Source organism: Peristeroidobacter soli (assembly GCF_004138485.1).
In the GTDB taxonomy this organism is placed as follows: Bacteria; Pseudomonadota; Gammaproteobacteria; order Steroidobacterales; family Steroidobacteraceae; genus Steroidobacter; species Steroidobacter soli.
Genome location: NZ_ML142848.1, coordinates 382,427 through 406,720, shown reverse-complemented (window position 1 = coordinate 406,720; position 24,294 = coordinate 382,427). Strand labels below are relative to the sequence as shown.

Annotated in this window: 19 protein-coding genes; 11 read left to right on the top strand and 8 right to left on the bottom strand. The window is 63.1% G+C overall.

Annotated elements, in window-relative coordinates:
• Positions 1-315 precede the first annotated feature (315 nt).
• The 10 genes from EKO19_RS01565 to EKO19_RS01520 all read left to right on the top strand — a co-directional run bounded on the left by EKO19_RS01565 (position 316) and on the right by EKO19_RS01520 (position 16,939).
• Positions 316-1,824, top strand: coding sequence for an aldehyde dehydrogenase family protein (locus EKO19_RS01565; RefSeq protein WP_217705071.1), 1,509 nt, complete (start codon positions 316-318; stop codon positions 1,822-1,824).
• Between the two features lie 7 nt (positions 1,825-1,831).
• Entirely contained in the window at positions 1,832-2,761 is a 930-nt protein-coding gene (locus EKO19_RS01560; protein WP_157995062.1) for an alpha/beta hydrolase, read from the top strand.
• 24 nt (positions 2,762-2,785) lie between these two features.
• On the top strand, positions 2,786-5,218 hold the full coding sequence (locus EKO19_RS01555; protein WP_157995061.1) for a TonB-dependent receptor: 2,433 nt from the start codon (positions 2,786-2,788) through the stop codon (positions 5,216-5,218).
• A 63-nt stretch (positions 5,219-5,281) separates the two neighbouring features.
• Positions 5,282-6,766, top strand: a complete 1,485-nt coding sequence (locus tag EKO19_RS01550; protein WP_129774654.1) for an acetyl-CoA acetyltransferase — start codon at positions 5,282-5,284, stop codon at positions 6,764-6,766.
• The gene (locus EKO19_RS01545; RefSeq protein ID WP_246038841.1) at positions 6,766-8,907 is read left to right on the top strand and encodes an acyl-CoA dehydrogenase family protein; all 2,142 of its coding nucleotides are present in this window, start codon (positions 6,766-6,768) and stop codon (positions 8,905-8,907) included. The genes EKO19_RS01550 and EKO19_RS01545 overlap by 1 nt, the downstream gene beginning before the upstream one ends.
• A 1-nt stretch (position 8,908) precedes the next feature.
• The gene (locus EKO19_RS01540; RefSeq protein ID WP_407676629.1) at positions 8,909-10,033 is read left to right on the top strand and encodes an NAD(P)H-dependent flavin oxidoreductase; all 1,125 of its coding nucleotides are present in this window, start codon (positions 8,909-8,911) and stop codon (positions 10,031-10,033) included.
• Between the two features lie 10 nt (positions 10,034-10,043).
• Positions 10,044-12,314 carry an acetate--CoA ligase family protein gene (locus EKO19_RS01535; protein WP_175596922.1) on the top strand — a complete coding sequence of 757 codons (2,271 nt, stop codon included), beginning with the start codon at positions 10,044-10,046 and terminating at the stop codon, positions 12,312-12,314.
• Entirely contained in the window at positions 12,311-13,093 is a 783-nt protein-coding gene (locus EKO19_RS01530) for an enoyl-CoA hydratase-related protein (protein WP_129774650.1), read from the top strand. The genes EKO19_RS01535 and EKO19_RS01530 overlap by 4 nt, the downstream gene beginning before the upstream one ends.
• 60 nt (positions 13,094-13,153) lie before the next feature.
• Complete coding sequence (locus EKO19_RS01525; RefSeq protein WP_129774649.1) at positions 13,154-14,791, top strand: flavin-containing monooxygenase; 1,638 nt, start codon at positions 13,154-13,156, stop codon at positions 14,789-14,791.
• A 15-nt stretch (positions 14,792-14,806) separates the two neighbouring features.
• Positions 14,807-16,939, top strand: coding sequence for a PQQ-dependent dehydrogenase, methanol/ethanol family (locus EKO19_RS01520; RefSeq protein ID WP_129774648.1), 2,133 nt, complete (start codon positions 14,807-14,809; stop codon positions 16,937-16,939).
• A 2-nt stretch (positions 16,940-16,941) separates the two neighbouring features.
• Here the strand turns inward: EKO19_RS01520 and EKO19_RS01515 are convergent, their stop codons facing one another.
• Entirely contained in the window at positions 16,942-17,814 is an 873-nt protein-coding gene (locus EKO19_RS01515) for an SDR family oxidoreductase (RefSeq protein ID WP_129774647.1), read from the bottom strand.
• Between the two features lie 53 nt (positions 17,815-17,867).
• Between EKO19_RS01515 and EKO19_RS01510 the strand changes: the two genes are divergently transcribed.
• A complete protein-coding gene (locus EKO19_RS01510) occupies positions 17,868-18,560 on the top strand; it encodes a TetR/AcrR family transcriptional regulator (protein ID WP_157995060.1) in 693 nt (230 codons plus the stop codon).
• Positions 18,561-18,577: 17 nt separating this feature from the next.
• Here EKO19_RS01510 and EKO19_RS01505 read toward each other — a convergent pair whose 3' ends face one another.
• Genes EKO19_RS01505 through EKO19_RS01475 form a run of 7 tightly spaced genes read right to left on the bottom strand, consistent with a single transcriptional unit; the run spans position 18,578 to position 24,294 of the window.
• A complete protein-coding gene (locus tag EKO19_RS01505) occupies positions 18,578-19,441 on the bottom strand; it encodes an SDR family oxidoreductase (RefSeq protein WP_129774645.1) in 864 nt (287 codons plus the stop codon).
• 9 nt (positions 19,442-19,450) lie between these two features.
• On the bottom strand, positions 19,451-20,614 hold the full coding sequence (locus EKO19_RS01500; RefSeq protein WP_129774644.1) for a CaiB/BaiF CoA transferase family protein: 1,164 nt from the start codon (positions 20,612-20,614) through the stop codon (positions 19,451-19,453).
• 5 nt (positions 20,615-20,619) lie between these two features.
• The gene (locus EKO19_RS01495) at positions 20,620-21,669 is read right to left on the bottom strand and encodes an aminoglycoside phosphotransferase family protein (protein WP_129774643.1); all 1,050 of its coding nucleotides are present in this window, start codon (positions 21,667-21,669) and stop codon (positions 20,620-20,622) included.
• Between the two features lie 9 nt (positions 21,670-21,678).
• The gene (locus tag EKO19_RS01490) at positions 21,679-22,455 is read right to left on the bottom strand and encodes an SDR family oxidoreductase (protein ID WP_129774642.1); all 777 of its coding nucleotides are present in this window, start codon (positions 22,453-22,455) and stop codon (positions 21,679-21,681) included.
• Positions 22,452-23,456 (bottom strand): zinc-binding dehydrogenase, encoded by a 1,005-nt coding sequence (locus EKO19_RS01485; protein WP_129774641.1) that lies wholly within the window; start codon positions 23,454-23,456, stop codon positions 22,452-22,454. Before EKO19_RS01485 ends, EKO19_RS01490 begins: the two co-directional genes overlap by 4 nt.
• Complete coding sequence (locus tag EKO19_RS01480) at positions 23,453-23,857, bottom strand: MaoC family dehydratase (protein ID WP_129774640.1); 405 nt, start codon at positions 23,855-23,857, stop codon at positions 23,453-23,455. Before EKO19_RS01480 ends, EKO19_RS01485 begins: the two co-directional genes overlap by 4 nt.
• A complete protein-coding gene (locus EKO19_RS01475) occupies positions 23,854-24,294 on the bottom strand; it encodes a hypothetical protein (RefSeq protein ID WP_129774639.1) in 441 nt (146 codons plus the stop codon). The genes EKO19_RS01480 and EKO19_RS01475 overlap by 4 nt, the downstream gene beginning before the upstream one ends.

Sequence of the window (24,294 nt, the reverse complement as noted above, 5' to 3'; positions counted from 1 at the left end):
GGCACTTCTCCCGACCCGACGCACCTATCGAAAGATAGCCGGCAGCCACGCCGGCACGACAGCTGCCCGCGTTTCTCGAAACATTCCGGTTTCACCGCGAAATCCCCGTTCCGTCGCATCGATGGCGACGTCGTTAAAAATTGCATCGCGTTATACTTTTCTTGACCCGGCGGATGCAGATGAGTTAGAAATTGACTCGTCGAAAAGATGACGAATGGAGCACGTCATCGTCCGCGCAGATCGGACGAGACGGGACAGGGAATGCAGAGTCGTTGATTTGCCATCGGCAAGACGATGATCGAGGCAGGGGGAATGATGAGCACGCGAGCAGTCGATTCATTGCTGCAGTCGTCGGCGGCACGCCGCTTCCTGGAGCGCGAGCATGGCTTGCTCATTGGCGACGCACCTTCCCGAGCCACTGCCGGTAATCGTTTCGAAACACGCAATCCCGCGACCGGTCAGGTCATCGCCAGCGTAGCCAAGGCGGGCAGCGAAGATATCGATCGCGCCGTCGGCGTTGCCCGGCATGCATTCGAGAGCGCTGAATGGCGTGGCATGTCGGCGGCCGCGCGGGCGCGGCTCATGTTGCGATATGCCGATCTGCTCGAACAGAACATCGAAGAGCTGGTTGAGCTGGAGGTGCTCGACAACGGCATGCCGAAAGGCTTCGCGCAGTGGGGCGTCGGTGCTTCCGCGGCGTGGCTTCGGCACTTTGCCGGGATGACCGGCCGTGTCATCGGTCAGAACACATCGGCGGTAACTTCGGGAGACGGCGCACGATTTCATTCCTATTCGGCGCTCGAACCCGTAGGTGTGGTCGGCCTGATCATTCCCTGGAACGGCCCGATCGCCACCTTCATGATCAAAGTGGCACCGGCACTCGCGGCCGGTTGTGCTTGTATCGTCAAGCCGGCCGAAGATACGCCACTCACTGCTCTACGGCTGGGCGAGCTTGCGTTGCAAGCAGGGTTCCCACCGGGCGTGCTCAACGTCGTTCCTGGCCACGGCGATGCCGGTGCCGCACTGGTGGCTCATCCTGGTGTCGACAAGATTTCATTCACGGGATCTACAGCGACTGGCAAACATGTCCTGAAGTCCGCGGCCGATAGCATCAAGCGCGTGACGCTGGAGCTCGGCGGCAAATCGCCGTGCGTCGTCTTCGACGATGCGGACATGGATCGCGCGATTCCGGGAGCCGCGATGGCGATCTTCGCGAACTCCGGCCAGGTATGTTTCGCGGGTTCGCGTCTGTACGTACAGCGTCGTTCCTTCGATCGCGTCGTCGAAGGCGTCGCGAACTTTGCGAAGTCGCTGAAGGTGGGCTCGGGGCTGGACGCGGAGAATCAGATCGGGCCGCTGATTTCCGGCAAGCAGCTGAAGCGCGTCGCTGACTACATCGCGCTGGGTGAACACGAGGGCGGCAAGGTCGTCGCGGGCGGCAAAAGCGTCGGCGGCGATGGTTTCTTCATCGAGCCGACGGTCTTCACGAATCTCACCGCCGGCGCGCGCATGGCGCGAGAGGAGATTTTCGGGCCGGTGGTCGTCGCGACACCGTTCGACGATTTCGACGAAGTGGTCGCACTGGCGAACGACACGAACTACGGCCTCGGCGCCGGCATCTTCACCAGCAGTCTCGACAAAGCGCACACACTCGCGAACCGGTTGCGCGCCGGCAATGTCTGGATCAATTGCTACGGCGTGACGCATCCGTCCATGCCATTCGGCGGCTACAAGGAATCTGGCATCGGTCGCGAGATGGGCGACGAAGGTTTCAAGGCTTTTCTGGAGTCGAAAGCCGTTTACGTCGCCCTCGGCAATCCTTGAGGCTGCCGTGACTCACTCGAAAGTACCCGCGGCGGATGTGCGTGTGTTCCTCGACAATATCGCGGGGCAGCCGCCGTTTCGTTCGCTGTCTGTCGTCGACGCGCGCGCCGCCGTACGCGCATTGGCTGCGGCGGTCGACTTGCCTGCCGATCCTTCAGTCGAGAGCGAGGACATCGTCCTCGACATCGGTGGCACTCGCCAGTTGTCGGCTCGCGTCTATGTTCCTCCGGGGATCGCCAAGTCGGGTCCGACCATCGTTTACTTTCATGGCGGTGGCTGGACTACGGGCGACCTCGATAGCTACGACAGCCTGTGTCGATCCATTGCCGCGGGCACGAAGCTGCGACTGGTCAGCGTCGACTATCGACTCGCGCCCGAAGCCACATTCCCAGCTGCTTACGAAGATGCGCTGGCTGCGACGCAGCTCGTGCTCGCGGCTGCTGGCACACGCGGCGTCATCGTCGCCGGCGACAGCGCAGGAGGCGGGCTTGCTGCCGCCGTCGCGCATGAGCTTCGAAGCGATGGCGGCGTGCGTGCTCAGTTGTTGCTGTACCCAGTGGTCGATGTCGCCGGGCGTGGCGGATCGTATTCGGAGTGCGCCGCCGGCTATCTGCTAGAAGCGGCCGATATGGAATGTTTCATCGACAGCTACGTGCCCGATCGAGCGCAGAGGCGCGACTGGCGCTGTTCGCCATTGCGCGCCGAATCGTTCGAGCGCCTGCCACCACTGGTGCTGCTCACTTGCGGCTTGGATCCGCTCAGGGACGAAGGTCGCAGCTACGCCGCGAGCTGCGCGAAGGCGGGCGTCGATGTGCATTTCATCGAGGCTCCCGGTCACATCCACGGCATCGCGATGCTCAGGCGCGCGATTCCATCGTCGCAGGGAATCATCGATCGCGCGTGTACCGGACTGATGACTGCTCTAGGCAATACATAAGTCAGCTGGAATTGGGGGGTAATCGTGAACATCAAGAACAAATTCAGATCCAAACGGGCCGGGGCGTTGCTCACATCGGCCGTGGCGTGCGCGCTGGGATTGGCGCCGGTCTCTGCACCGCTGGCGGCCGAAGGCGCATCGGCCGACGCGCCGCTGGAAGAGGTCATCGTGACCGCGCGTCAGCGGGAGGAAAGTCTGCTCGAAGCACCCGTCGCGGTATCGGCGATCACTGCCGAACAGCTGACGACGTTCGGTTCGAGAGATGCGCGTGATCTAGCGCGGCAGGTGCCGTCATTGGCAATCGATCGCTCCTCGAGCGGCGGCGGTGGCGTCATCGTGCTGCGTGGTATCGGTTCCTCGCCGTCGAACGCCGGCTTCGACCAGGCCGTTGCGGTCAACGTCGACGGCGTGCAGACCGGTCGTGCCCGCATCATCGATTTCGGCATGCTGGATCTGAAACAGGTCGAAGTGATGAAAGGCCCGCAGGCATTGTTCTTCGGTAAGAACAGTCCGGCGGGCGTGATCAACATGACCTCGGCATCGCCCACCAGCAGCTTCGAGGGCTACGTTCGCGCGGGCTATGAGTTCGAAGCCGACGAATACATCACCGAGGGCGTGGTCTCCGGTCCAATCACGGACACGCTGTCAGGACGCGTCGCTCTGCGCTACAGCGAGATGGATGGCTGGTTGAGAAACACGGCGGGGCAACTGAACAGCTCACCGTTTGCCGGTCCCAACAATCTGCCGCAGGCGCCAGAGACAGATCGGCCCGGCGACAAGAATTTCCTCGGTCGCGTCAGCCTCGCGTGGAATCCGGAAGGCAGCCCCCTCAACGCCGAGCTGAAGATCGCCGGCATGAAACACACCGATGACGGCCCGTCCGCCGGACAGGAAGTCATCAATTGCGGAGCCTACGCCACGCCGGTCGTGGTCTACGCGGGCATTCCTACTCCCGCCGTCGATCCCTTCGGCGATTGCAAGCTCGACGGCCGGTATTCGAACGGCGGCTTGCCCAATGGCTATGCGAACAATTGGCCGGTTGCCGAACAGTTTCCGTACACCGATACGAAGATGGCGCTGGGCAGTCTGGCCATCAATTACGTGGGCGATCGCTTTGGCGCGGCGTTCGTAACGGGCTATTTCAACAGCGACACCCAATATTTCGACAACTACGACGGCACCGTCTACATGGCGTACGACGCGGCCGAGCACGAGAAGTTCGAATCGCTGAGCCAGGAAGTGCGCTGGTTCTCGAAGTTCGACTCGCCGCTCAACTTCATGCTCGGCGCGTACTATCAGGACACGACGCTCGATTTCACCAACACCGTGCTGATCGCGCCGTTGCCGGTCGATGCCGCCACCGGGAAATATCACACCTGGGAGAAGCCGGGCAGCACCGACGGCGAGACGATCTCCGCATTCGGCCAGCTCACCTGGGACATCACGGATCATCTGGAACTGGCGGGTGGCGTTCGCTACACGCATGAGGAGAAGGACTCGCGGATGACCAACGCATGGGTACATCCGCCGCTGTCGGGCACGGCGCTCGCGCCACAAGGCAAGATGTTCACGGACGACTTCAAGGACGACAACCTGTCGCCCGAGGCAACGCTGACCTGGCGGCCCACCGAAGACTTCACCGCGTATGTCGGTTACCGGACGGGTTACAAATCCGGTGGCTTCGGCATCAGCACGAATCTGGTGCCGGCGACCATCACCGTCGATTCGATCCGCTTCAAGTCCGAAGAGATCGACGGCTTCGAGGGTGGCGTGAAGTCGCGATTGCTCGATGGCCGCGTGGTGCTGACGAGCAACGTCTACACCTACGACTACACCAACCTGCAAGTCACGGCGTTCAACGCCGCGACCACCAGCTTCATCATCTCGAACGCGGCGTCGGCCACGATCAAAGGCATCGAGGCTGAGCTGTCCGCAAAGCCACTCGACTGGCTGACGCTCAACGGCGGGGCGGCATATAACAAAGCCCGCTTCGACGACTATCTCGCGCAGTGCTGGGGTGGCCAGACAGCGGCGCAGGGCTGCAACGTGCCCAATGGCAACGGCACATTCTCGTGGCAGCGCTCGGGTCAAGCGTTGTCGCGCGCGCCGGATTTCACGGCCAACGCCGGCTTCGACGCCAAGCTGCCGCTCGGTTCCAATTACACGCTCACGATCGCCGGCAACGCGCGCTTCAGCGACGACTACATCGCTGCGGACAACGGCAATCCGTTCGGCGACCAGCCGGCCTTCTGGCTGTTCGATGCGAACCTGAGCTTCGGTCCCGCGGACGAGCGTTGGCAGCTCTCGTTGATCGGCAAGAATCTGTCGAACGAGTTCTATACCTCGTATGTCGCCGAAAAGCCGGGCTCGCCGGCAGCGGTGGGATCGACCGTGCAGTTGCTCGGGCTCGCGAACCGCAGCCGCCAGGTGCTGTTCCAGGGGCAGTTCAAGTTCTGAGCGACGATGGCATCAGGAGGCGAGGGTTCCGCGCCTCCCGGTGCCGGCTACATGAGACAAGCGATGCAAGCGAGCAGGGTTCCGGTCATTGTCGGCGTCGGTCAGATAAACGATTTGACCGACCTCGACGTCATCGACCTGATGCAGGCCGCACTGGCAAACGCAGATCGTGATGCGGGCGGCGGCGTGCTGGCGCAGCTCGATTTCCTCGGTGTCGAGAACCACATGAGTGGCAGCGTTGCGCCGTGGCCGGGCACCGAGCCGTTCCTGCCGCATCTGATCGAGGCGGCGGGACTGGCGCCCAGGTCTTCGTTGCTCACGCCGCAGCCCAGCGGCGACGGGCCGGTCTTTCTTTTGAATCATGCCGCCAATCTGATCGCCTCCGGAGAGGTCGAAGTCGCCGCGCTGGCTGGCGGCGAAGCGCTACGAACAGCCGCTAAACGTAGCGCCGCGGAGACCGGAAAATCCCAGAATGCCATGCGAGAGTTGCTCGACGCGACCGTCAAACCTTTCTTGCGCAAGTACGGACTGACGACGCCGACCGACGTTTACCCGTTGTATGAATCGGCCACGCGGGCTGCGTGGGGGCAAAGCTTCGCAGAGGCGCGACATGAAACCGGCGTGATGTGGTCTGCGTACTCGCGTGCCGCTGCCGAAAATGATGAAGCATTTATCCGCGAGCCGCTGACCGCCGAACAGATTGCGACGGTGTCCGACCGCAATCGCATGATTACGTTTCCATACACCAAGCTCATGGTTGCGAACAGCGCGGTGAACCAGGGTGCTGCCGTGATCGTCACGAGTCTGGATCGTGCGCGTCGCATGGGCATCGCCGAGGATCGCATCGTCCATGTCGGTGCGGGCGCGGCGGCCAGCGAAAGCGAAGACTTCCTCGCCCGTGATTCCTATGTTCATTCCCGAGCGATGGAAGTCTCGATCGGTAAGACGCTGGAGCTCAATGGACTGCGTGCCACCGACCTCGACTACGTCGAGTTGTATAACTGTTTCCCCTGCGTCGCGAAGATGGCTCGACGTGTTCTCGACTGGCCGCTCGAGCGTTCGCCGAGCGTGTATGGCGGGCTCAGTTTCGGCGGCGGACCTATCGGCAATTGCATGATGCACGCCATCGTCATGATGACTCGCAAGCTGCGGGCGGGTGGCAAGCACGGCTTTATTTTCGCGAACGGCGGCTTCGCGACCCACAACCATTCGATCGTGCTGTCTCGCGAACCCGCAGCGACGTTACCGCGAGACTTCGATTTCGAGCTGGATGCACAGCGTCTTCGCGGACCCGCGCCGGCATTCGATGAAGAGTACGTGGGGCCGGGGCGCATCGAAGCCTATTCCGTGCCGTACGGACGCGATGGGCGGCCGAGTTTCGGCACCATCGTTGCGCGTGCGCCCGACGAGCGACGCTTCGTGTGTCGCGTTCCCCAGGACGATCAAGCGGGGCTGGAGTTCCTCGTGTCGGGGGAGGTCGAGCCTGTGGGGGCGCGTGGTGTCTGCGTGAAGGCGGACGACGGCTATCGCTACTGGAGGCGGATGTGATGCAGGGGGACGAGCACACGGAGCTGCTCGCAGAATCCGTCCGGCGCATGCTGGCGGGGGAGGCGCTCTGGTCCAACGTCATCGAGCAGGGGCTCACCGGGTTCTTCTCCGGCGAACATTCCGATTCCCTCGCGGACTTGCTGGTCGTGATGACTGAGCTGGGCCGACGCGCGTCGGTGCTGCCGGTGCTCGAATCGTCGATTGCAAACCGTTACGGCCGCGGACTGACTGGGTCGAACTCTCGCCTGGCGCTGGCCGTTGGGACCTTCGGCAGGAAGGAACATTCCGGCAATCTGGTATTCGAGCCGGAGCGGGTGCTGGGCGTCGCACGCTTTGTCGAAGGGGCAGCTGACGCGGACGAGTGGCTGGTACTCACCGACGACTATTATTTGTGTGCCGTGAAGCGCGATGCCGAGGGCGCATCGCTGGAATCGACGCCGGCACTCGTGCCCGGGTTTGCCAATCTCCATCTGTGGTCGCCGGCACGCGCGCGTCAGTTGACGCATGAACAATGTGCCGAGCTCCTGGCCATCGTGCGGCTCGGCTGGGCGGCCCGCGCCTACGGTGCCGCGGTGGAAGGCTTCGAGTCATTCCTTCGTTACGGCAAGGAGCGCAAGCAGTTCGGGCAACCCATCGCATCGTTCCAGGCGATTCAGCACAAGATGGCGAACAGCCACATGGCGCTCGAAGGCTGTCGCTTGCAACTCGCCGCTGCAGGTCGCGCGCACGATGAGGGCGCTGCGAACTGGCGTGCGCTGGCTGCGTCCGCAACCGCATTTGCTGCCGGCTCGTTGCGTAAAGTCGCGTTGGAGACCCAGCATTGTTTCGGCGCCATCGGCTTTTCTGAAGAGCATCCAGCGCCAGCCTTGTTCCGGCGTGTGCACGCGGATCTGGTACGCCTTGGCGGCGTGGGCAAGGCGAGGGCAGAACTTGCCGATTTTGTTCTGGCCGAAGATGGCCCGGGCGTCGATGCGCTCTTCAGTCACGCCGATGATCCTGTCGCGTCGTTCCGTGCGCGCTTTCGCGCGTGGCTGGCGAAGAACTGGTCGTCGCAAGAGCGGGACGCATCGCGGGCCCGCCCGGTCGGGGAGCGTGTTTGGGATCTCCAGTTCGCCGGGCGACTGGGTCGTGCGGGATGGAGCACGCTCAACTGGCCAAAAGCCGCCGACGGTCTCGACGCAACACCCTTCGAACAACTCGCTTACGCCGAGGAACTGCTCAAAGCCGGCGCCACCGATCATTCGCTGATCTGCAGTTGCCGGATCATGGCACCGGAGGTCATCGCGCACGGCTCGCAGACATTGAAAGAGGCGCTGCTGCCAGGCATGCGCGCCGGCACGGTGACCGGTTGCCTCGGCTACAGCGAGCCCGAGTCAGGTTCCGATCTCGCCAGCCTGCGGACGCGCGCGGTTCGTGATGGCGATGAGTACGTCGTGAACGGGCAAAAGATCTGGACCACCGATGGTCAGCGCGCTTCGCACATGTTGTTGGCCGCGCGCACGCATCCTGATCCAAAGATGAGACATGCGGGGATCAGCTTGTTCATCGTGCCCATGAACGCGCCCGGCATCACGATCCATACCATGGAAGCGATGTATGGACAGAAGTTCTGCAGCATCTTCTTCGACAATGTGCGTGTCCCGGTCGATTCGCGACTGGGCGAGGAGAACGCAGGTTGGGCGATCCTGGCGGGCGCGCTTGCTAACGAACGGATCGCGATGGGCGGCCTCGCCATTCGAGTGCAGGCCTTGCTCGGGTCGATCGCTCAGTCGGTGCGGCAGCGGCCGCAGCTCAAGCAGGAATCGTTGACTCGCGATCGCATCGGGCAGCTCGCTGCGGAGATGGTCACGAGTCGTTTGCTGGTCGCGCAGTCGCTTGCGCCTGCGTCGGTGGGTCCGGCGCAGCTTGCGCAAGCGGCGATGGCGAAAGTTTTTGCGAGTGAGCTCGCGCAGTCAGTGTGTGAATCGGCGCTCGATCTGCTCGGTTCGGTGGCGCTGCTCGGTCAGGGCTCGTCCGAAGTACCGGCCGACGGCGATATCGAGCTGCTGCTCCGGAGCACCATCATGTACGTCGTTGGCGGCGGCAGTAACGAGATCCAGCGAAACATCATCGCGCAGCGTGGTCTGGGAATGGGAAGGTGAAGTGATGGAACCCATCAAGAGTCTGGTCGGCGCGGAGTTTCCGCTGTTCGCTTTCAGTCATTGTCGAGATGTCGTTGCCGCTGTCAGTCGCGCCGGCGGCTTCGGGGTGCTCGGTGGCAGCAGCTTCACACCGGAATCGCTCGAGCGGGAATTGAAATGGATCGATGAGCATGTGAACGGGATGCCGTACGGCATCGACATTCTCGTGCCCGAGCATCAGTCGTTCGGGCCGGCAACGGACATGGCCTCACTCGCTGCGCAGGTACCGAAGCAGCACATCGATTTCGCCGTGGGGCTGCTGCGTAAACATGGCATCACCGTGCAGCCCGAAGATGTTGTCGACAAGCTGCCGCCGGCAACCCTGCCGGAAGTGGGCGAGGCGCTCATGGACGTTGCGTTCCGTCATCCGATCCGGCTCATCGTCAATGCGCTGGGCATCGCGCCGCCATCGATGATCGAGCGCGCGCGGCGTCATGGCATTCCTGTCGGTGCGCTCGTCGGTGCGAAGGAACATGCGGTCCGCCAGGTGAAGGCGGGTGTGGATTTACTGATCGCGCAGGGCGCGGAGGCGGGCGGCCACTGCGGTGAAGTTTCCACTCTCGTACTCGTGCCGGAAGTACTTCGTGCGATCAAACCGATTCGCGACGTTCCCGTGCTCGCCGCGGGCGGCATCATGAACGGCGCGCAGATGGCAGGCTGCATGGCGATGGGGGCCGCCGGTGCGTGGACCGGCTCGGTGTGGCTCGCGACTGCCGAGGCGGAAACGTCTGAAACATTCAAGCAGAAGATGATCGCAGCGGGTTCGCGCGACACGATCCGTTCGAAGTCGCGCACCGGCAAGCCGAGCCGTCAATTGAAATCGAGCTGGCACGACGCGTGGGACGGGCCGGACAGCCCTGGAGCGTTGCCGATGCCGATCATGGCCATGATCAGCATTCCAACGTTCGCTCGCATCGACAAGGCGGCGGATGCAGGCAACGAGGCCGCGAAGGATCTCGTGAGCTATTGGGTGGGCCAGGGTGTTGGCCTCATCGATGCCGTGCGTCCCGCCGCCGCGGTGGTTCGCGAGTTCCAGCAGGAGTTCGCGGATGCGGTCGAGCGCCTGGCGGCGACGATCGAGAGCTGAGGAGCGCGAGATGAATGCCAGCATTGATCAACCCAGCGTCGGCAGCTCCAGCCCGGATAGTTCGCGTGCCGACAGCGGCTACGCTGCTAGCGACCGCGCAGATAGTTCCCATGGACGCGAGCATCGGCTGACCAAGCTGTTTCGGCCGCGCAGTATCGTGCTCGTCGGCGCGACCGAGAAGTCCGCGTGGACGGGCTTCATCATGCAGAACCTGCGTGACTTCGCGTTCGATGGCTATGTGTGCGCCGTCAATCGCAACGGTGTCGACGTCATGGGCGTCAAAGGGCATCGATCCTGTCGCGATATCGGGCGCGACATCGACGTCGCTTTCATCTTCGTGCCGCAGTCTGCAGTCATCGAGGCGCTGGAGGACGCCGCCGCTGCGGGCATTCGCAATGCCGCCATCCTGACTTCGGGCTATGCGGAGATCGGCGAGCAGGGCGCGGTGTTACAGCAGCAACTGCTGGACAAGGCGTGCGAGCTCGGCATGAACATCTGGGGCCCGAACTCGCTCGGTTATAACAACGTCAGCGCGCGCACCCCGGTGTCGTCTGTGCCGGCGGTCCTGCCATTGCTGGCGCCCCGCATTGCTATCGTGTCGCAGAGTGGGGCGACCGCGAGCGAGCTGAATGAGTTCGCGCATAGTCAGAACATCGGCACCAGCTTCGTCGCGGCGACCGGCAACGAGGCGCAGCTGAGTCTCGCCGATGTCATCGATTATCTCGTCGATGACGAGGACACTCGCGCGATTGCCGTGTTCGCCGAATCGATCCGCAATCCGGCTGTGTTTGCGCAGGCTGCGCGGCGATGCCGCGAGCGACGCAAACCCATCGTGATGCTCAAGATCGGTCGCAGCGAGCTTGCGGGTGAGGTTGCGAAGGCGCACACGGGGTCGCTCGCTGGCAACGACAAAGTCTTCGATGCTATCTGCGAGCGGCTCGGTGTGATCCGCGTGCATTCCGTAGAGGATTTGATTGTCACTGCGGGCCTGCTCGCGGCGACCGGCCCGCTGCCTGCGTCGGGGTTGGGGTTCATTTCAATCTCGGGCGGCGCGTGCACGTTGGTTGCCGACGGGGCGGAGGCTGCCGGCGCCAGTGTTCCTGCGTTTCCTGCCGAGACGACGGCTGTTCTGAAGACTCTGATTGCGGACTTTGCGTCGTCGATGAATCCGCTGGATGTGACAGGCGCGGCGGTCCGAGATCCTTCTTTGCTGGAGCGGCTGATTCCTGTGGCGGCTGCCGCGCCCGGCATTGGCATCGTCGGGGTCAATATCGGTGTCCCGACCGTCGAAGGGGCGGTGGCATTGCCAGCGGGTTTGGCTGCAATCGGACGAGCGGTGAAGACCATCGACAAGCCCGCGGTCATGGTGCTGACGACCGTCAAGACGCTCACCGACGTCACGCGACGCATGATTGCAGAACACGACCTGCCGCATGTTGTATGTGGCATCGATCCGATGTTGCGAGCCGTTGCAAAGGCGGCGTGGTGGTCGCAACGACTCGCAGCGACATCGCAACCGCTGCTGTTGCCGGCCGCCAATGATCGAGCCACCGCGGCCGGACTGGATCTCTCGAAAACACGCAGCGCCACGCCTGGTCGTTCGAACGAGCCCGGCGCCACGCTCGTACCTCGCCTCTCGAACGAGCGAGCCGTGCTCGACTTTCTCGCATCCCACGGCGTGCCAGTAATCCCGGCGAAGATCATTCGCTCGCGTGCCGACGCGCAGTCGCTCGGCATGACCGGGCCGCTGGCGTTGAAAATCCTTTCGCCCGACATCGCGCACAAGACCGAGGTCGGCGGCGTGCGTCTCAATGTCGTCGCCGCCGATGCAGCCACGGCCTACGACGAAATACTGAAAGCGGTGAAGTCCCACAAGCCCGAGGTGCGAATCGAAGGCGTGATTGCTTCACCGATGCGACAGGGTGGAGTGGAGCTGCTCGTCGGCGTGCGGCGCGACCCGACCTGGGGCCCCACGATCACGATCGGCTTGGGCGGTGTGCTGGTCGAACTGCTTGCGGACGTTGCCATCGCGGCGTTGCCGGTCGAGCACAGGGAAGTGCTCGACATGCTGTCCCGCCTGCGGGGCCGAAAACTCCTGCAAGGCTTTCGAAACTCGGCCACGACCGACCTCGATCGTCTCGCCGACGTCATCGTGAACATCGGCAACGCTGCGCTAGCGCTCGGTCCCAAGCTCGATTCGCTGGAGGTCAATCCGTTGCTCGTGCGCGGCAATGAGATCGAGGCGCTGGATGGATTGGTTATCTGGAGATCCGTGGAATGAGCAACGCAGTCGAAGATGAGGTCCAGTTCGAGCGCATCGGCGAGCACATCGCACTGGTGACGTTGAACCGGCCGGCCGCGCGCAACGCCGTGAACGGTGCTGTCGCGCTCGCGATCGAGCGCTTCACGAAGCAGATCGAAGAAGACAAGTCGATCCGCGTTGCCGTGCTCGCGGCGACCGGAGACATTTTCTGTGCGGGCCTCGATCTCAAAGCGGTAGCCGCCGGAAAGATGTGGGAGACCGTCACGCCGGACGGTGGCTTCGCGGGCTTCGTGTACGCGAAGAAAACAAAGCCATGGATCGCCGCTGTACAGGGGCCGGCCGCAGGCGGAGGCGTGGAGATCGCATTGTCGTGCGACATCGTCGTGGCCTGCGAAACGGCGAGCTTCGCGCTTCCTGAGGTCAAGCGTGGACTCATCGCCGGAGCCGGAGGTGCATACCGGATCACTCGTTGTCTATCTCGGGCGCTCGCGATCGAGATGGTCGTGACTGGCGAGCCGCTGAGTGCGAAGCGCGCCTACGAGGCCGGTCTGGTGAACCGTATTGCCGCGCCGGGCGCGGTGCGCGACGAGGCATTGGCCATCGCAAGCCGCATCGCTGCGAATTCACCGATTGCGGTTCGCGAGAGCCTGCGTGTCACGCGACACGCAGCCGATCTTTGCGAAGCCGATCTCCGCGCCACCCAGGACGATGCCGTCAAGCACGTGCTTGCGGCAAGCGACTACCAGGAAGGCGCGAAGGCATTCGTCGAGCGCCGCGCCCCCGTGTGGTCGAGCTGAGCGACCGAGCTGAGCAGCCGAGCCCAATAACACAGATTGCTTATTGTCGAGAGAACCTGCATGTCTCAAGAGTCGTCGATTGAACCCGTTCTGGATGCTCTCGTGCTGGGGGCGGGCTTCGCAGGATTACATGCTCTATATCGCTTGCGCGAGAACGGCCTCAAGGTGTTGGCAGTCGAATCCGCGCCCGATGTCGGCGGCGCGTGGTACTGGAACCGCTATCCAGGCGCCCGCTGCGACGTCGAAAGCCTCGTGTATTGCTACACGTTCTCGCCGCTGCTCGATGAAGGCTGGAAATGGAGCGAGCGCTACGCGAAACGCGACGAGATTCAGGCGTACCTGAGTTGGGTGGCGAACAAGCTGGATCTCCGGCGCGACATCCGCTTCAATTCCCGCGTCGTCTCCGCCGTCTTCGATGACCGGAAGAATCTGTGGACGATCCGCACGGAGCAGGGCGAGACCTACCGCGCGCGACATTTCTTCTCCGCGGCCGGCCCGATCACGACGCCGATCATGCCCGACATCCCCGGCCTCAAGGATTTCAAGGGATTGGTGATCCACACCGCCCGCTGGCCCGAGCGCTCACCCGACTTTGCCGGCAAGCGCGTGGCCATCATCGGCACCGGCTCGTCGGCGGTGCAAGCCATCCCCATCGTCGCTGGACAATGCAAACAATTGACGGTGCTGATGCGCACGCCGAACTTCTATGCACCCGCCCGCAACCGTCCATTGACCGAGGCGGATTACGAGTGGTGGGAAAAGAATCGCGAGCTGACCCGGCACCGGCTGCAGAACTGCCTGCGCTGGGGCGGCGGCGACATCATGCTCGACGACACGATCAACGACGCAATGTTTAGGAAGGCCGGCGAGTTCACGCCGGAGCGTCGGCGCGAGATCTACGAGGCGCGTTATGCGAACGGTGGCGGCGTCGTGGGCTGGGCGTTCTGCGATGCCATGGCGGATTCCGAGGTGAACGAGGAAGCGGCCAACTTCCTGCGGGGCAAGATCGGCACCATCGTCAAGAATCCTCGTATCGCCGACAAGCTGACGCCGCGCGGCTATGCCTATGGCACGAAGCGTTGCACCGTGGGCACCGATTTCTATGAGACATTCAATCGCGACAACGTCGAGCTCATCGACATCAAGTCCGAGCCCATCGAGCGCTTCACGCCTGAGGGCGTCGTGGTCGGCGGTCGCACCATTGAGCTCGATGTACTGATCTCGGCTTCGGGCTTCGACGCGCTGACGGGCGCGCTGACCAGCATCGATCTGCGCGGCACGAGCGGCGAATCCTTGAAGGAGGGCTGGGCGCACGGCCCACACTCGCATCTTGGGATCAGCGTGCACGGTTTCCCGAATCTTTACATGGTCGGCGGCCCGGGCAGTCCGTCGGTGCTGACCAACGTCGTCATGACGAACGAGATGCAAGTCGAGTGGATCGCAGCCCTGATCTCCCATTGCGAGAAGCACGGCTTCCAGCGTTGCGAGGCAACGCGTGAGGCGGAAGAACTATGGACGCGTCACGTCAACGATCTCGTCAAGGGGACGCTTTGGGAGCATGCCAACAGCTGGTACGTCGGAGCGAATGTTCCGGGCAAGCCGCGAGCCATCCTCGCGTATGTCGGCGGCTATCTCACCTATCGCGAGCGCTGCGACCAGGAGCGCAGCCAGGGCTATCCAGGCTTCGCCTTCAGCTGATCCGGAAGATTCATCATGAACATCACAAGAAGCTGCGCGGCGCTCATCGTCGTGACACTGCTCGGCGCGTGCCAGCAGCAAAAGGCTCCATCCGCATCCGCGCCCAGAACAGTTGCAAACGTCGACGATGCGCGCCTGATGAGTGCGGAGTCGAATGCGGATGACTGGCTGAGTTATGGACGAACCTATAACGAACAGCGGTTCAGCTCGCTCGAGCAGATCAACGCTGGCAACGTCGCGCAGCTCGAACTGGCGTGGTTCCACGATCTCGACACCAATCGCGGCCAGGAAGCCACACCCATCGTCGTCGACGGCGTGATGTACACGTCGACTGCATGGAGCAAAGTGGTCGCGCTCGATGCGGCGAGCGGCAAGGCGCTGTGGACCTACGATCCGCAGGTGCCCGGCGCCACGGCGATCAAAGCCTGTTGCGACGTGGTGAATCGAGGCGTCGCGGTCTATCGAGGCAAGGTCTACGTTGGCACGCTCGACGGCCGGCTCGTCGCACTCGATGCCAGCACGGGCAAAGTGGTGTGGTCCGTCGAGACCACCGATCCGAAGGCCTCCTACACGATTACCGGCGCGCCCCGCGTAGTGAAGGGCAAGGTCATCATCGGCAATGGCGGCGCGGACATTTATCAAGTGCGCGGTTATGTGAGTGCATACGACGCTGAGACAGGCAGGCTCGCGTGGCGTTTCTATACCGTGCCCGGCGATCCGGCGAAAGGTCCCGATGGCGCAGTGTCCGATAAGGTGCTGGCCGAAAAGGCGCTGCCGACGTGGTTCGGCAAGTGGCACGAGTACGGCGGCGGTGGTACCGCGTGGGACTCGATCGTTTACGACCAGGAGCTCGATCAGCTATACGTCGGCACAGGCAACGGTTTGCCTTGGAACCGTCGTATCCGCTCCGAAGGCAAAGGCGACAATTTATTTCTGTGTTCGATCATCGCCCTGCGGCCGAGCACCGGCGAATATCTGTGGCACTACCAGGTCAATCCCGGCGAGACCTGGGACTACAACGCCAATCAATCGATCACACTCACCGACCTGGTCATCGAAGGTCGCAAGCGGAAGGTGCTGTTGCAGGCACCGAAGAATGGATTTTTCTATGTCATCGATCGCGAGAGCGGCAAATTGTTATCGGCGCGCAACTTCGTGCCGGTGACCTGGGCCACGGGCATCGATCTGGAGACGGGCCGGCCGCAGGAAGTGCCCGAAGCTCGTTATGAGAACGCGACGTTCGTTGCGCAGCCGGGCGGAGCGGGCGCGCACAACTGGCAGCCGATGGCCTTCAGTCCCGCGACCGGGCTTGCATATATTCCTGCACAGGAACTGCCGATGGCCTACCGCGACGATCCCGCTTTCGAGGCGCGTCCGAAAACGCTCAACACGGGCATCGATTTCAGCCTGCTCGGCGCACCCGACGATCTCGCACAGCGCGCGACGATTGCGACGATGTTGAAAGGTCGTCTGATCGCGTGGGATCCGGTTGCGCAGAAGGAAGCCTGGCACGTCGAACATACCGGCCCGTGGAATGGCGGTGTCCTCGCGACCGCGGGCGATCTCGTATTCCAGGGCACGGCCGACAAGCAGCTCCAGGCATTTCGCGCGAGCAACGGTGAGCGGCTCTGGCATTACGACGTGCAGACCGGCGTGATTGGTGGGCCAGTGACGTATCGTGTTGGCGGTGAGCAGTACATCGCCGTGATGGCTGGTTATGGAGGCGCGGTGCCGTTGGCGCTGCCCGCACTGAAGCCCGCGTTTGCCGCGCCCAATGGTCGTGTGCTTGCTTTCAAACTCAAGGGTGGCGTGCGTTTGCCTGCGTACACGCCGGTGCCGCTGCCACCCGCGACACCGACGGCCGAGCAGTGGCCGCAGCCACGCATCGATGAAGGGCGGGGCTTATATTCCAGCTATTGCAGCCGTTGCCACGGCGCTTCGCTGCTGTCGACGGGCATCCTGCCCGACCTGCGACGCTCGCCGATGACGGGCCATCAGGCGTCTTTTGCAAATGTCGTTCTGAACGGCGCGCTCGAATCGCGCGGCATGATTTCATTTGCCGGCAGCTTGACGGCCGAGCAGGTCGAATCGATCCGGGCCTACGTAATTTCTTCCGCGCGAGTGCTTCAGAAGCAGCAAAGCGAGTAGACTCAATAGCCTTCGCCGAGGCGAACGGGAACCATGCCGCCGTCGATGCGCAGGTCAGTGCCGGTGATGAAGGACGCATCCTCTGACGCCAGAAATCGAGCTGCCCGCGCGATATCCATCGACGTGCCCCAGCGACGCAATGCCGTCTGCTCGAGCACGATGCTCGCGGCCTGTCCGTGCTCGACCTCGTAGCGACCCATCGGAGTCCAGATGATGCCTGGAGAGATCGAGACGATGCGGGCGCCTTTTTCCGCCCAGGCCGCGGAACGTAGCGCGGCCTCGCGGATCGTCGCCCGCTTCGATACTCCATATGCGGGGCCGCTCAGGCCGGAATATACGAACGAGCCGTTTTGTCCCTGTGCCGCTGCGAGCCGTTGCAGATGCCGCTCCATCTTGCTGAGCAGTTCTTCCGGCGGCGTGTCCGATGCGAGCAGGGTATCGACCTCGCGATCGGCCGGAGCGAGATGGCCTGCGACAGAAGCGATGAGCACGCCCACACAGCCCATCGACAGGCGCGACTCGATCGCCCCGAGCAGCAGCCGCGTTCCAATCACATTCGTGCGCAGAATGCGGTGCCATTCGGCCATGCCGGACGATACGCCCGCGGTATGGAGGAGCACACCGAGACGACCGTGTGAATCGACGGCTTGCATGAGCTTGCCGACCACGTCGGCGTCAGCCAGGTCCCCTGCCACGCAGTCGCGTACGATGTATCCTTCCTCGCGGAGTTGTGACTGCGTCTGCGCGAGTCGGTCCGCTGAAATGTCGGTGAGCAGCAGATCGTGCGACCTGCCGAATTCGCGGGCGCATGCGATGCCCATGCCGCCACAGCCGCCGGTCACCACCGCCAGTCTTCGGTCGATCGCTGCTTTCATGATGCGGTCCTCTGAACTTTCGAGCTGAGTCGATCCGTATGCCGGAGTCCGTCGTGAAAAAAACCAAGAAAAGCCGAGGCAGTGTGGCCCGCAAGGTGCCTCGAACCTATCAATCCAAAGCGATGGTGGAGCGGCGCGCCCGCATCATCGCCGCCACGCTGGCGATCGTGGAGGAGAGCGGCATCGGCGCGGCGACGATCAGGAATGTCAGCGAGCGCGCCAACGTCGCCTTGCGCACGTTGTATCTGCACTTCGACAATCGTGAGGCCATGATCGGCACGGCGATCAAGGAGTTCTTTTACGAATCCATCGCCGCCGAGGGCGCGGGCACCGGTCCGCAGAGCATCGAGGAGATTCTGAGCCGTATCGACCGGCTGACCCGGATCATCAAGCGTAAACGGGAATACTCGCGACAGCTGGCGCCGGTGTATTTCTCGTCGAGCCTGGACAGCGGCATCTACGGGATTCTCAGAGACATCGCGATCTCGCACGTCACGCCGTTCCTGGACCATCTGGTCGCCGGGGAGCGCAACCGCATCGGCAAGACCGAGCTGTATTTCCTGCACACGCTGATTGCCAACGCCGAATATTCCATCATCGACGATGCCATGAACGGCCGGCTGCCGGAGCAGAAGCTCGCCACGTTCCTGAAGATTGGTATGCTGACCAGCATTGCCGGCTTCATTCCGGATCCGCCGGAAGAACTGCTCGCAACGATTCGGGAGTTGCGGGCGCTCGTCGGCTGAGATCATTTGCTCGATCATTACGGCATACCGACGCGGACGCCTGGCGGCGCCGGCGCGGCGGGGTCGACGAACAGGTCGACGGCCAGCTCCGCAGCGGTATTGCGTGAATACCCGCTGAAGTCGGTGATGCCCTCGGCATACAGAACTTCGTCGTCCAGATAAAACTGTCCGGTGGCCGACTGCGCCGGGCGGCAGAAAATCGCATGGGCCGCATCGGCCAGAATCTCCGGTGTGCGCGAGCGATCCATCAACTCCGCGCCGCCCGGAGCGAACTTTACCGCTGCCGTTGCAATCGTCGTGCGCGGCCACAGCCCGTTGAACGCGATCCCTTCGTCACGAAATTCCGCAGCCATTGCCATCATGTAAAGGCTCATGCCGTACTTCGATGCGGTGTAAGCCGGATGCGCGGCAAACCATTCAGGGCGCAGGTCGAGAGGCGGGCACAGCGCCAATACATGCGGATTCACCGCTGCCCGCAAGTGAGGGATGCACAAGCGCGAGACCAGGAAAGTGCCACGTGCGTTGACCTGATGCATCAGGTCGTAACGTTTCATGTCGGTTTCGAGTGTGCCGGTCAGACTGATCGCCGACGCATTGTTGACGCAGATATCGATGCCACCGAAGCGGTCTACCGCCGCATCGATAGCGGCTCGCACCGATGCTTCATCGCGCACGTCAACAACGACGGGCAACGCTCGACCGCCGGCCGCTTCGATCTGCTCGGCCGCGCTGTGGATCGTGCCTGCGAGCTTCGGATGGGGCTGCGACGTCTTGGCTGCGATCACTATATTCGCGCCGTCCCGAGCCGCGCGCAGACCGATGGCGAGGCCGATGCCGCGACTGGCGCCGGTGATGAATAGCGTTTTGCCTTTCAGGCTCATGCTCGTGCTCTAGAGCCGGCTGGCGCCGACCAGCCTGTCGATGGCCGACGAAGGCAGCGCCCAGCGTTCACCTAACGCTCCGAGGGCTTGCGATCCCTGCTGAGCGTGTCGCGGGTGATCGGTCGGCGTTCCGCTGAAGCGAGGCGCGGGCGCGTTCTGCAATTGACCGGCGACATCAACGAACGCCTGACGCGCCTGGTTGTGCGGATGAAAGGGCGCCTCGGACAAGGACAGCACGGGCGCGAAGCAAACATCCGTGCCTTCGAGTAGCGCACACCATTCATCGCGCGTCCGCTTGCGGAAGATCTCCGCCACGCGCGGCTTCATCGTCTTCCAGACATTCGCATCGAAGCCTTGGGCACTGGTCATGCCGGTCCGCGCCATATCGCTATCCGTCAGCTCCAGCTTCTGCATGAGCAACGCGAAGAACTGTGGCTCGAGCGAGCCGATGCTGATGTACTTGCCGTCGCTGGTTTCGTATGTGTCGTAGTAGTGGGCAGCGCCCGACAAGATGCTGCTGCCGACGCCATCGGGATGAGTGCCGCCCGCTTTGAAGCCGATGCTCATGGCCATGAGCGCGATGGCGCCGTCGACCATGGCGGCGTCGACGACTTGCCCCTGTCCGGAGCGTCGCGCTTCCAGCAGCGCGCAGACGATGCCGAATGCCAGCATCATGCCACCGCCGCCGAAATCGCCAACCAGGTTGAGCGGCGGCACCGGCTTCTCGCCATTGCGCCCGATTCCATGCAAGGCACCGGTCAGGGCGATGTAGTTGATGTCGTGGCCGGCGGCGTTGGCCAACGGACCGGTTTGTCCCCAGCCGGTCATGCGCCCGTAGACGAGCTTGGGATTGCGCTTCAAGCAAACGTCCGGTCCGAAGCCCAACCGCTCGGCCACGCCCGGGCGATAGCCTTCGAACAGCACCTCGGCGTGCTCGACCAATTCCAACAACACTTCACGATCCGAAGGGTTCTTCAAATCGAGCGCGAGGCGAGTGCGATTTCGAGTCAGCGGCTCCTGGCGCGTATCGTTGGCAGTGCTGCGTTCGATGGTGAGCACGTCGGCGCCCATGTCCGCGAGCATCATGCCGCAGAAAGGACCGGGGCCAAGACCGGCAACTTCGATGATGCGGACGCCGCTGAGAGGGCCGCCGCGCCTGGTTGAATGGTTCATGGAGACTAGAGCGCCTGAAACGCGTCGTGGTCGGCAATCGCTACGGCAAAGCGCGTGCAAACACTCTCGATGGCGTCTTCGGGCTGCGTGCCCGGTGGCACCACCGACCAGACCATGCCGTAGAACAGCTGAGCTTGATACAACTGCCAGGCGATTTCGAAGCCCGGCGCGTCGCCACCGGCCTTGCGGAGCTCGTCCAGATAGTTGGCAAGTAACTCGCGTTCGTGACGGCGTCGATCGGCAACGCTGAGGAAGCCGCACAGCGTGTACGCCACATCCCAGATCCAGGGACCGCGCATCATTCGCTGCCAGTCCAGGAATCCAATGCCGCCTTCGACCGGGAAGTACATGTTGCCGAGATGCGGATCGCCGTGAAGCAAACACTCCGGCAGTCGATCGTTCATCGCGAGCATCTTGTGGATCGCATCGTGCACACGCGGACCATCGCGTAGTGCCTGCGGGATGCCGCGCGATCGTGGCATCGACATGGCGGCGTTCCAGCTCACTGGCGCCATGAGTCGATCGATCACGCCGTCGGTTCGCAGCGAGCCGCCACGTTCACCGAATTGTTTCAAGTCGGGGCTTTGCCACCAGCGCGCGTGCAGTTGTGCCTCCATGCGCAGCGTGCTCGCGACCAGCTCGGGCGGGGCAGGGTGCACGGGATCGCCGAACGATGCGTGGCTCGCCAATAGGTCCTCCATGAGCACGATGCCCTGACCGGCTTCTTCGTCACTCTCGGCGAAGTAGGCCTTGGGGCTGCGAACGATGCCGAGCGGCGCGACCTCGCGATAGAACAGCACTTCACGCTGAAACGCAGCGCGAATGTTCCTGGCGTACTCATGCAGCGCGCCTTTGATCCACATCGTGGCGGGCAGCCGGGCTGCGTGACCGGCAGCGTTGTAATCGAGCAGCAGCCGGACTTTCATGCCAGTGCCGGCGATCTGCGTGCCGAAGAATACAGAGTTGACTTTGACACCCGGATAGCGAGAGGCGAGCGCGGCGCTCAGCCACTCGGCCGTGATGTCGTCCAGCGAGGCGGGCAAGCGTTGCGCCATCGGATCTCCTCAGCGACAACCGCTCATGCCGCCGTCGACGTAGAGCTCGGCGCCGGTCATGTATCGGCCGGCACGCGAGCACAAGAAAATGCACAGGCCCGCGATGTCGTCCGCATGGCCGAGGCGAGCGAGGGGAATGCGCTCCAGCAGCTCGTGGGTTTGATCCTCGTCGCTGCGAATGTGCGCCGTCATCTGCGTGGGGAAGTAGCCGGGCACGACGACGTTCACAGTGATGTGACGTTCCGCCAGCTCCGCCGCGAGCACTCGGGATAGATGATGGATCGCCGCCTTGCTGGCTGAGTAAGAGAACGCGTCGATGCGTTCGACCACGGCGCCCGCGAGCGAGCCGATGTTGATCACTCGCGACGGATCTTCCTCGGAGCCGGCCGCTGCCAGAATCGGCAGCAACTCACGCACGAGCGTGAACGGCCCCTGCACGTTCACCGCGAAGATCGGATTCCAGGCTTTGTCGGGAAAGTGGTCCAGCGGCGCGCCCCAGGTCTTGCCGGCATTGTTGATGACGGCATGCAGGCGAGGCTCGCGCGATTTGATTTCATTGGCGAGTGCGACGGTGGCTTCGGCGTTCACCAGATCGGCGGTGAGGGCGACGCAGTCGCCGAGCTGTCGCAGCTCGGATTCGGCGGCAGCTGCCGCGTCGGCTTTGCGAGAGGTGACATACACTTTCGCGCCGGCCCGTAGCATGCCCTCGGCGATCATGCGGCCCAGGCCGTGCACGCCGCCGGTGATGAGAACGGTTTTGCCGCGGATGTCGAATAGAGCGCTCATGACATGCTGACGACGATCTTGCCCATGTCGTGACTGCTTTCGAGTGCGAGCAATGCGTCTCGTGTCTGTGCCAGCGGGAAGCGTTTATCGATGATCGGGCGCAGCCGATGGTGTGCGACGAACGCGATCATTTCTCTGAAATCCGTCGGCGTGCCCATGGCGGTGCCAAGGATCGTCGCATGACGCAGGAACAGATCGGGCGTGGAGAATTGAGCGTCGACACCGCCGGTCGAGCCGTAGATCACGACACGCGCGCCCATGTTCAGGCAGCGAACGTATTGTGACAGTGAGCTGGCGGCTGCGCCGTCGACGACGACATCGATGCCGCCCGCGAGCTTGCCGAGCGCCTTGCCCCACTTATCCTGTTTGTAGACGACACCGCCTGCTGCGCCGAGCTGTTCAGCTCGACGAATCTTCTCCTCGGCGCTGCTCGTTACAAACACCTTGCCGCCCATGGCGACCGCGAACACGCAAGCCGCGACGGCGACACCGCCGCCGATACCGGTGATGAGCACCGTCTCGCCGGAGATCAGATTGGCCTTCACCCGCAACGCGCGCCACGCAGTCAGTCCCGCAGTGGGTAAACAAGCCGCTTCTTCGAAGCTCAGCGACGCCGGCTTATCCAGCACGTTCTCCAGCGGCACACAGATACATTGGGCGAGCGTCCCGGGGAGCGGCATGCCGTAGAGCGCGAAATGCTTGCTGGGATATTTCGGATTGTCGCCCCAGCCCTGGCCAGGGTAGAGCACGACTTCGCGGCCGACATGTGTCGAATCGACGCCAGCACCGACGGCATCGATGACGCCCGCGCCATCCGCGCCGAGGCCGGAAGGCAACTTCATCCCGGGATATTGGCCGCGACTGATCCACAGCTCACGATAGTTCAGCGACGCCGCTCGAAGCGCGACCCGCACTTCGCCGGGCGCCGGCGTCGGTTGATCGATATCCTGCAGTTCGACCGAGCCAGGTCCTTCGGTCTTGGTCAGCATCAACGCTTTCATTTGCTCGCTCCAAGGAGCAGCTGTGCCTGAGCACTGACTGCGGGGCCGCGTCCGTCGACGTTGAGCCAGGTGTCGCAACTGATGCGTGTGCCATCGTCGGCGATTGCAGTGACCCGTCCACCGGCCTCGACAGCGTCGCCGCCGAAGACATTCGCGAGGAAGCGGGCGTCCAGCTGGAGCAACTGTGCTCCAGGAAACGCGGCATGAAGCATATTGATGATGTACGCGAGGTTCGCCGGGCCTTGATTGATCACTCGATCGCCGAGACCGAGTTTGGCCACCGCCGCGGGATCGAGATGAATAGGATTGGGATCGCGTAGCGTCTCGGCCAGCCGTCGCATATTCTCGGGGCTGACGGCTTCGATGCGCCACGCGGGCAGGGCGTCGCCGAGCGAGATCATGAGAGTGCCCGCCGGGGCAGGATCCAGATATTGATCACTTCCAACACAGGGTCTCCGGAAGCGCGCGTCATCGTGAGCCGGTACTCGAGCACATCCATGATGCCGAGCTTTTTGCTTTGCTTGCGATTGAGGCTGAGGATCTCGCCGCTCACTCGATAAGTTTCATCGGTCCGCAGCGCGCCGAGATAGCGAGCGTTGCTGCTGCCGAGCATCGGGCCGTCCGCGGCGTCGAACTCACAGATCGCCAGCAGTCCGTCGACGCTCAGGCCCATACCCGATTGCGTGGCGATGTACGAATAGATCTCGTGCGCGCGACCGTCGCTCGCTGGCTGCGTATGAAGTGCTTCGCACAGAGTGCGGTTCTCTTCGGCCGTGATCCGATATTCGCCGCCGGGCAGGCGTGTACCAGCAACGGCCGGCGGTTGTTCGCCGCTCAT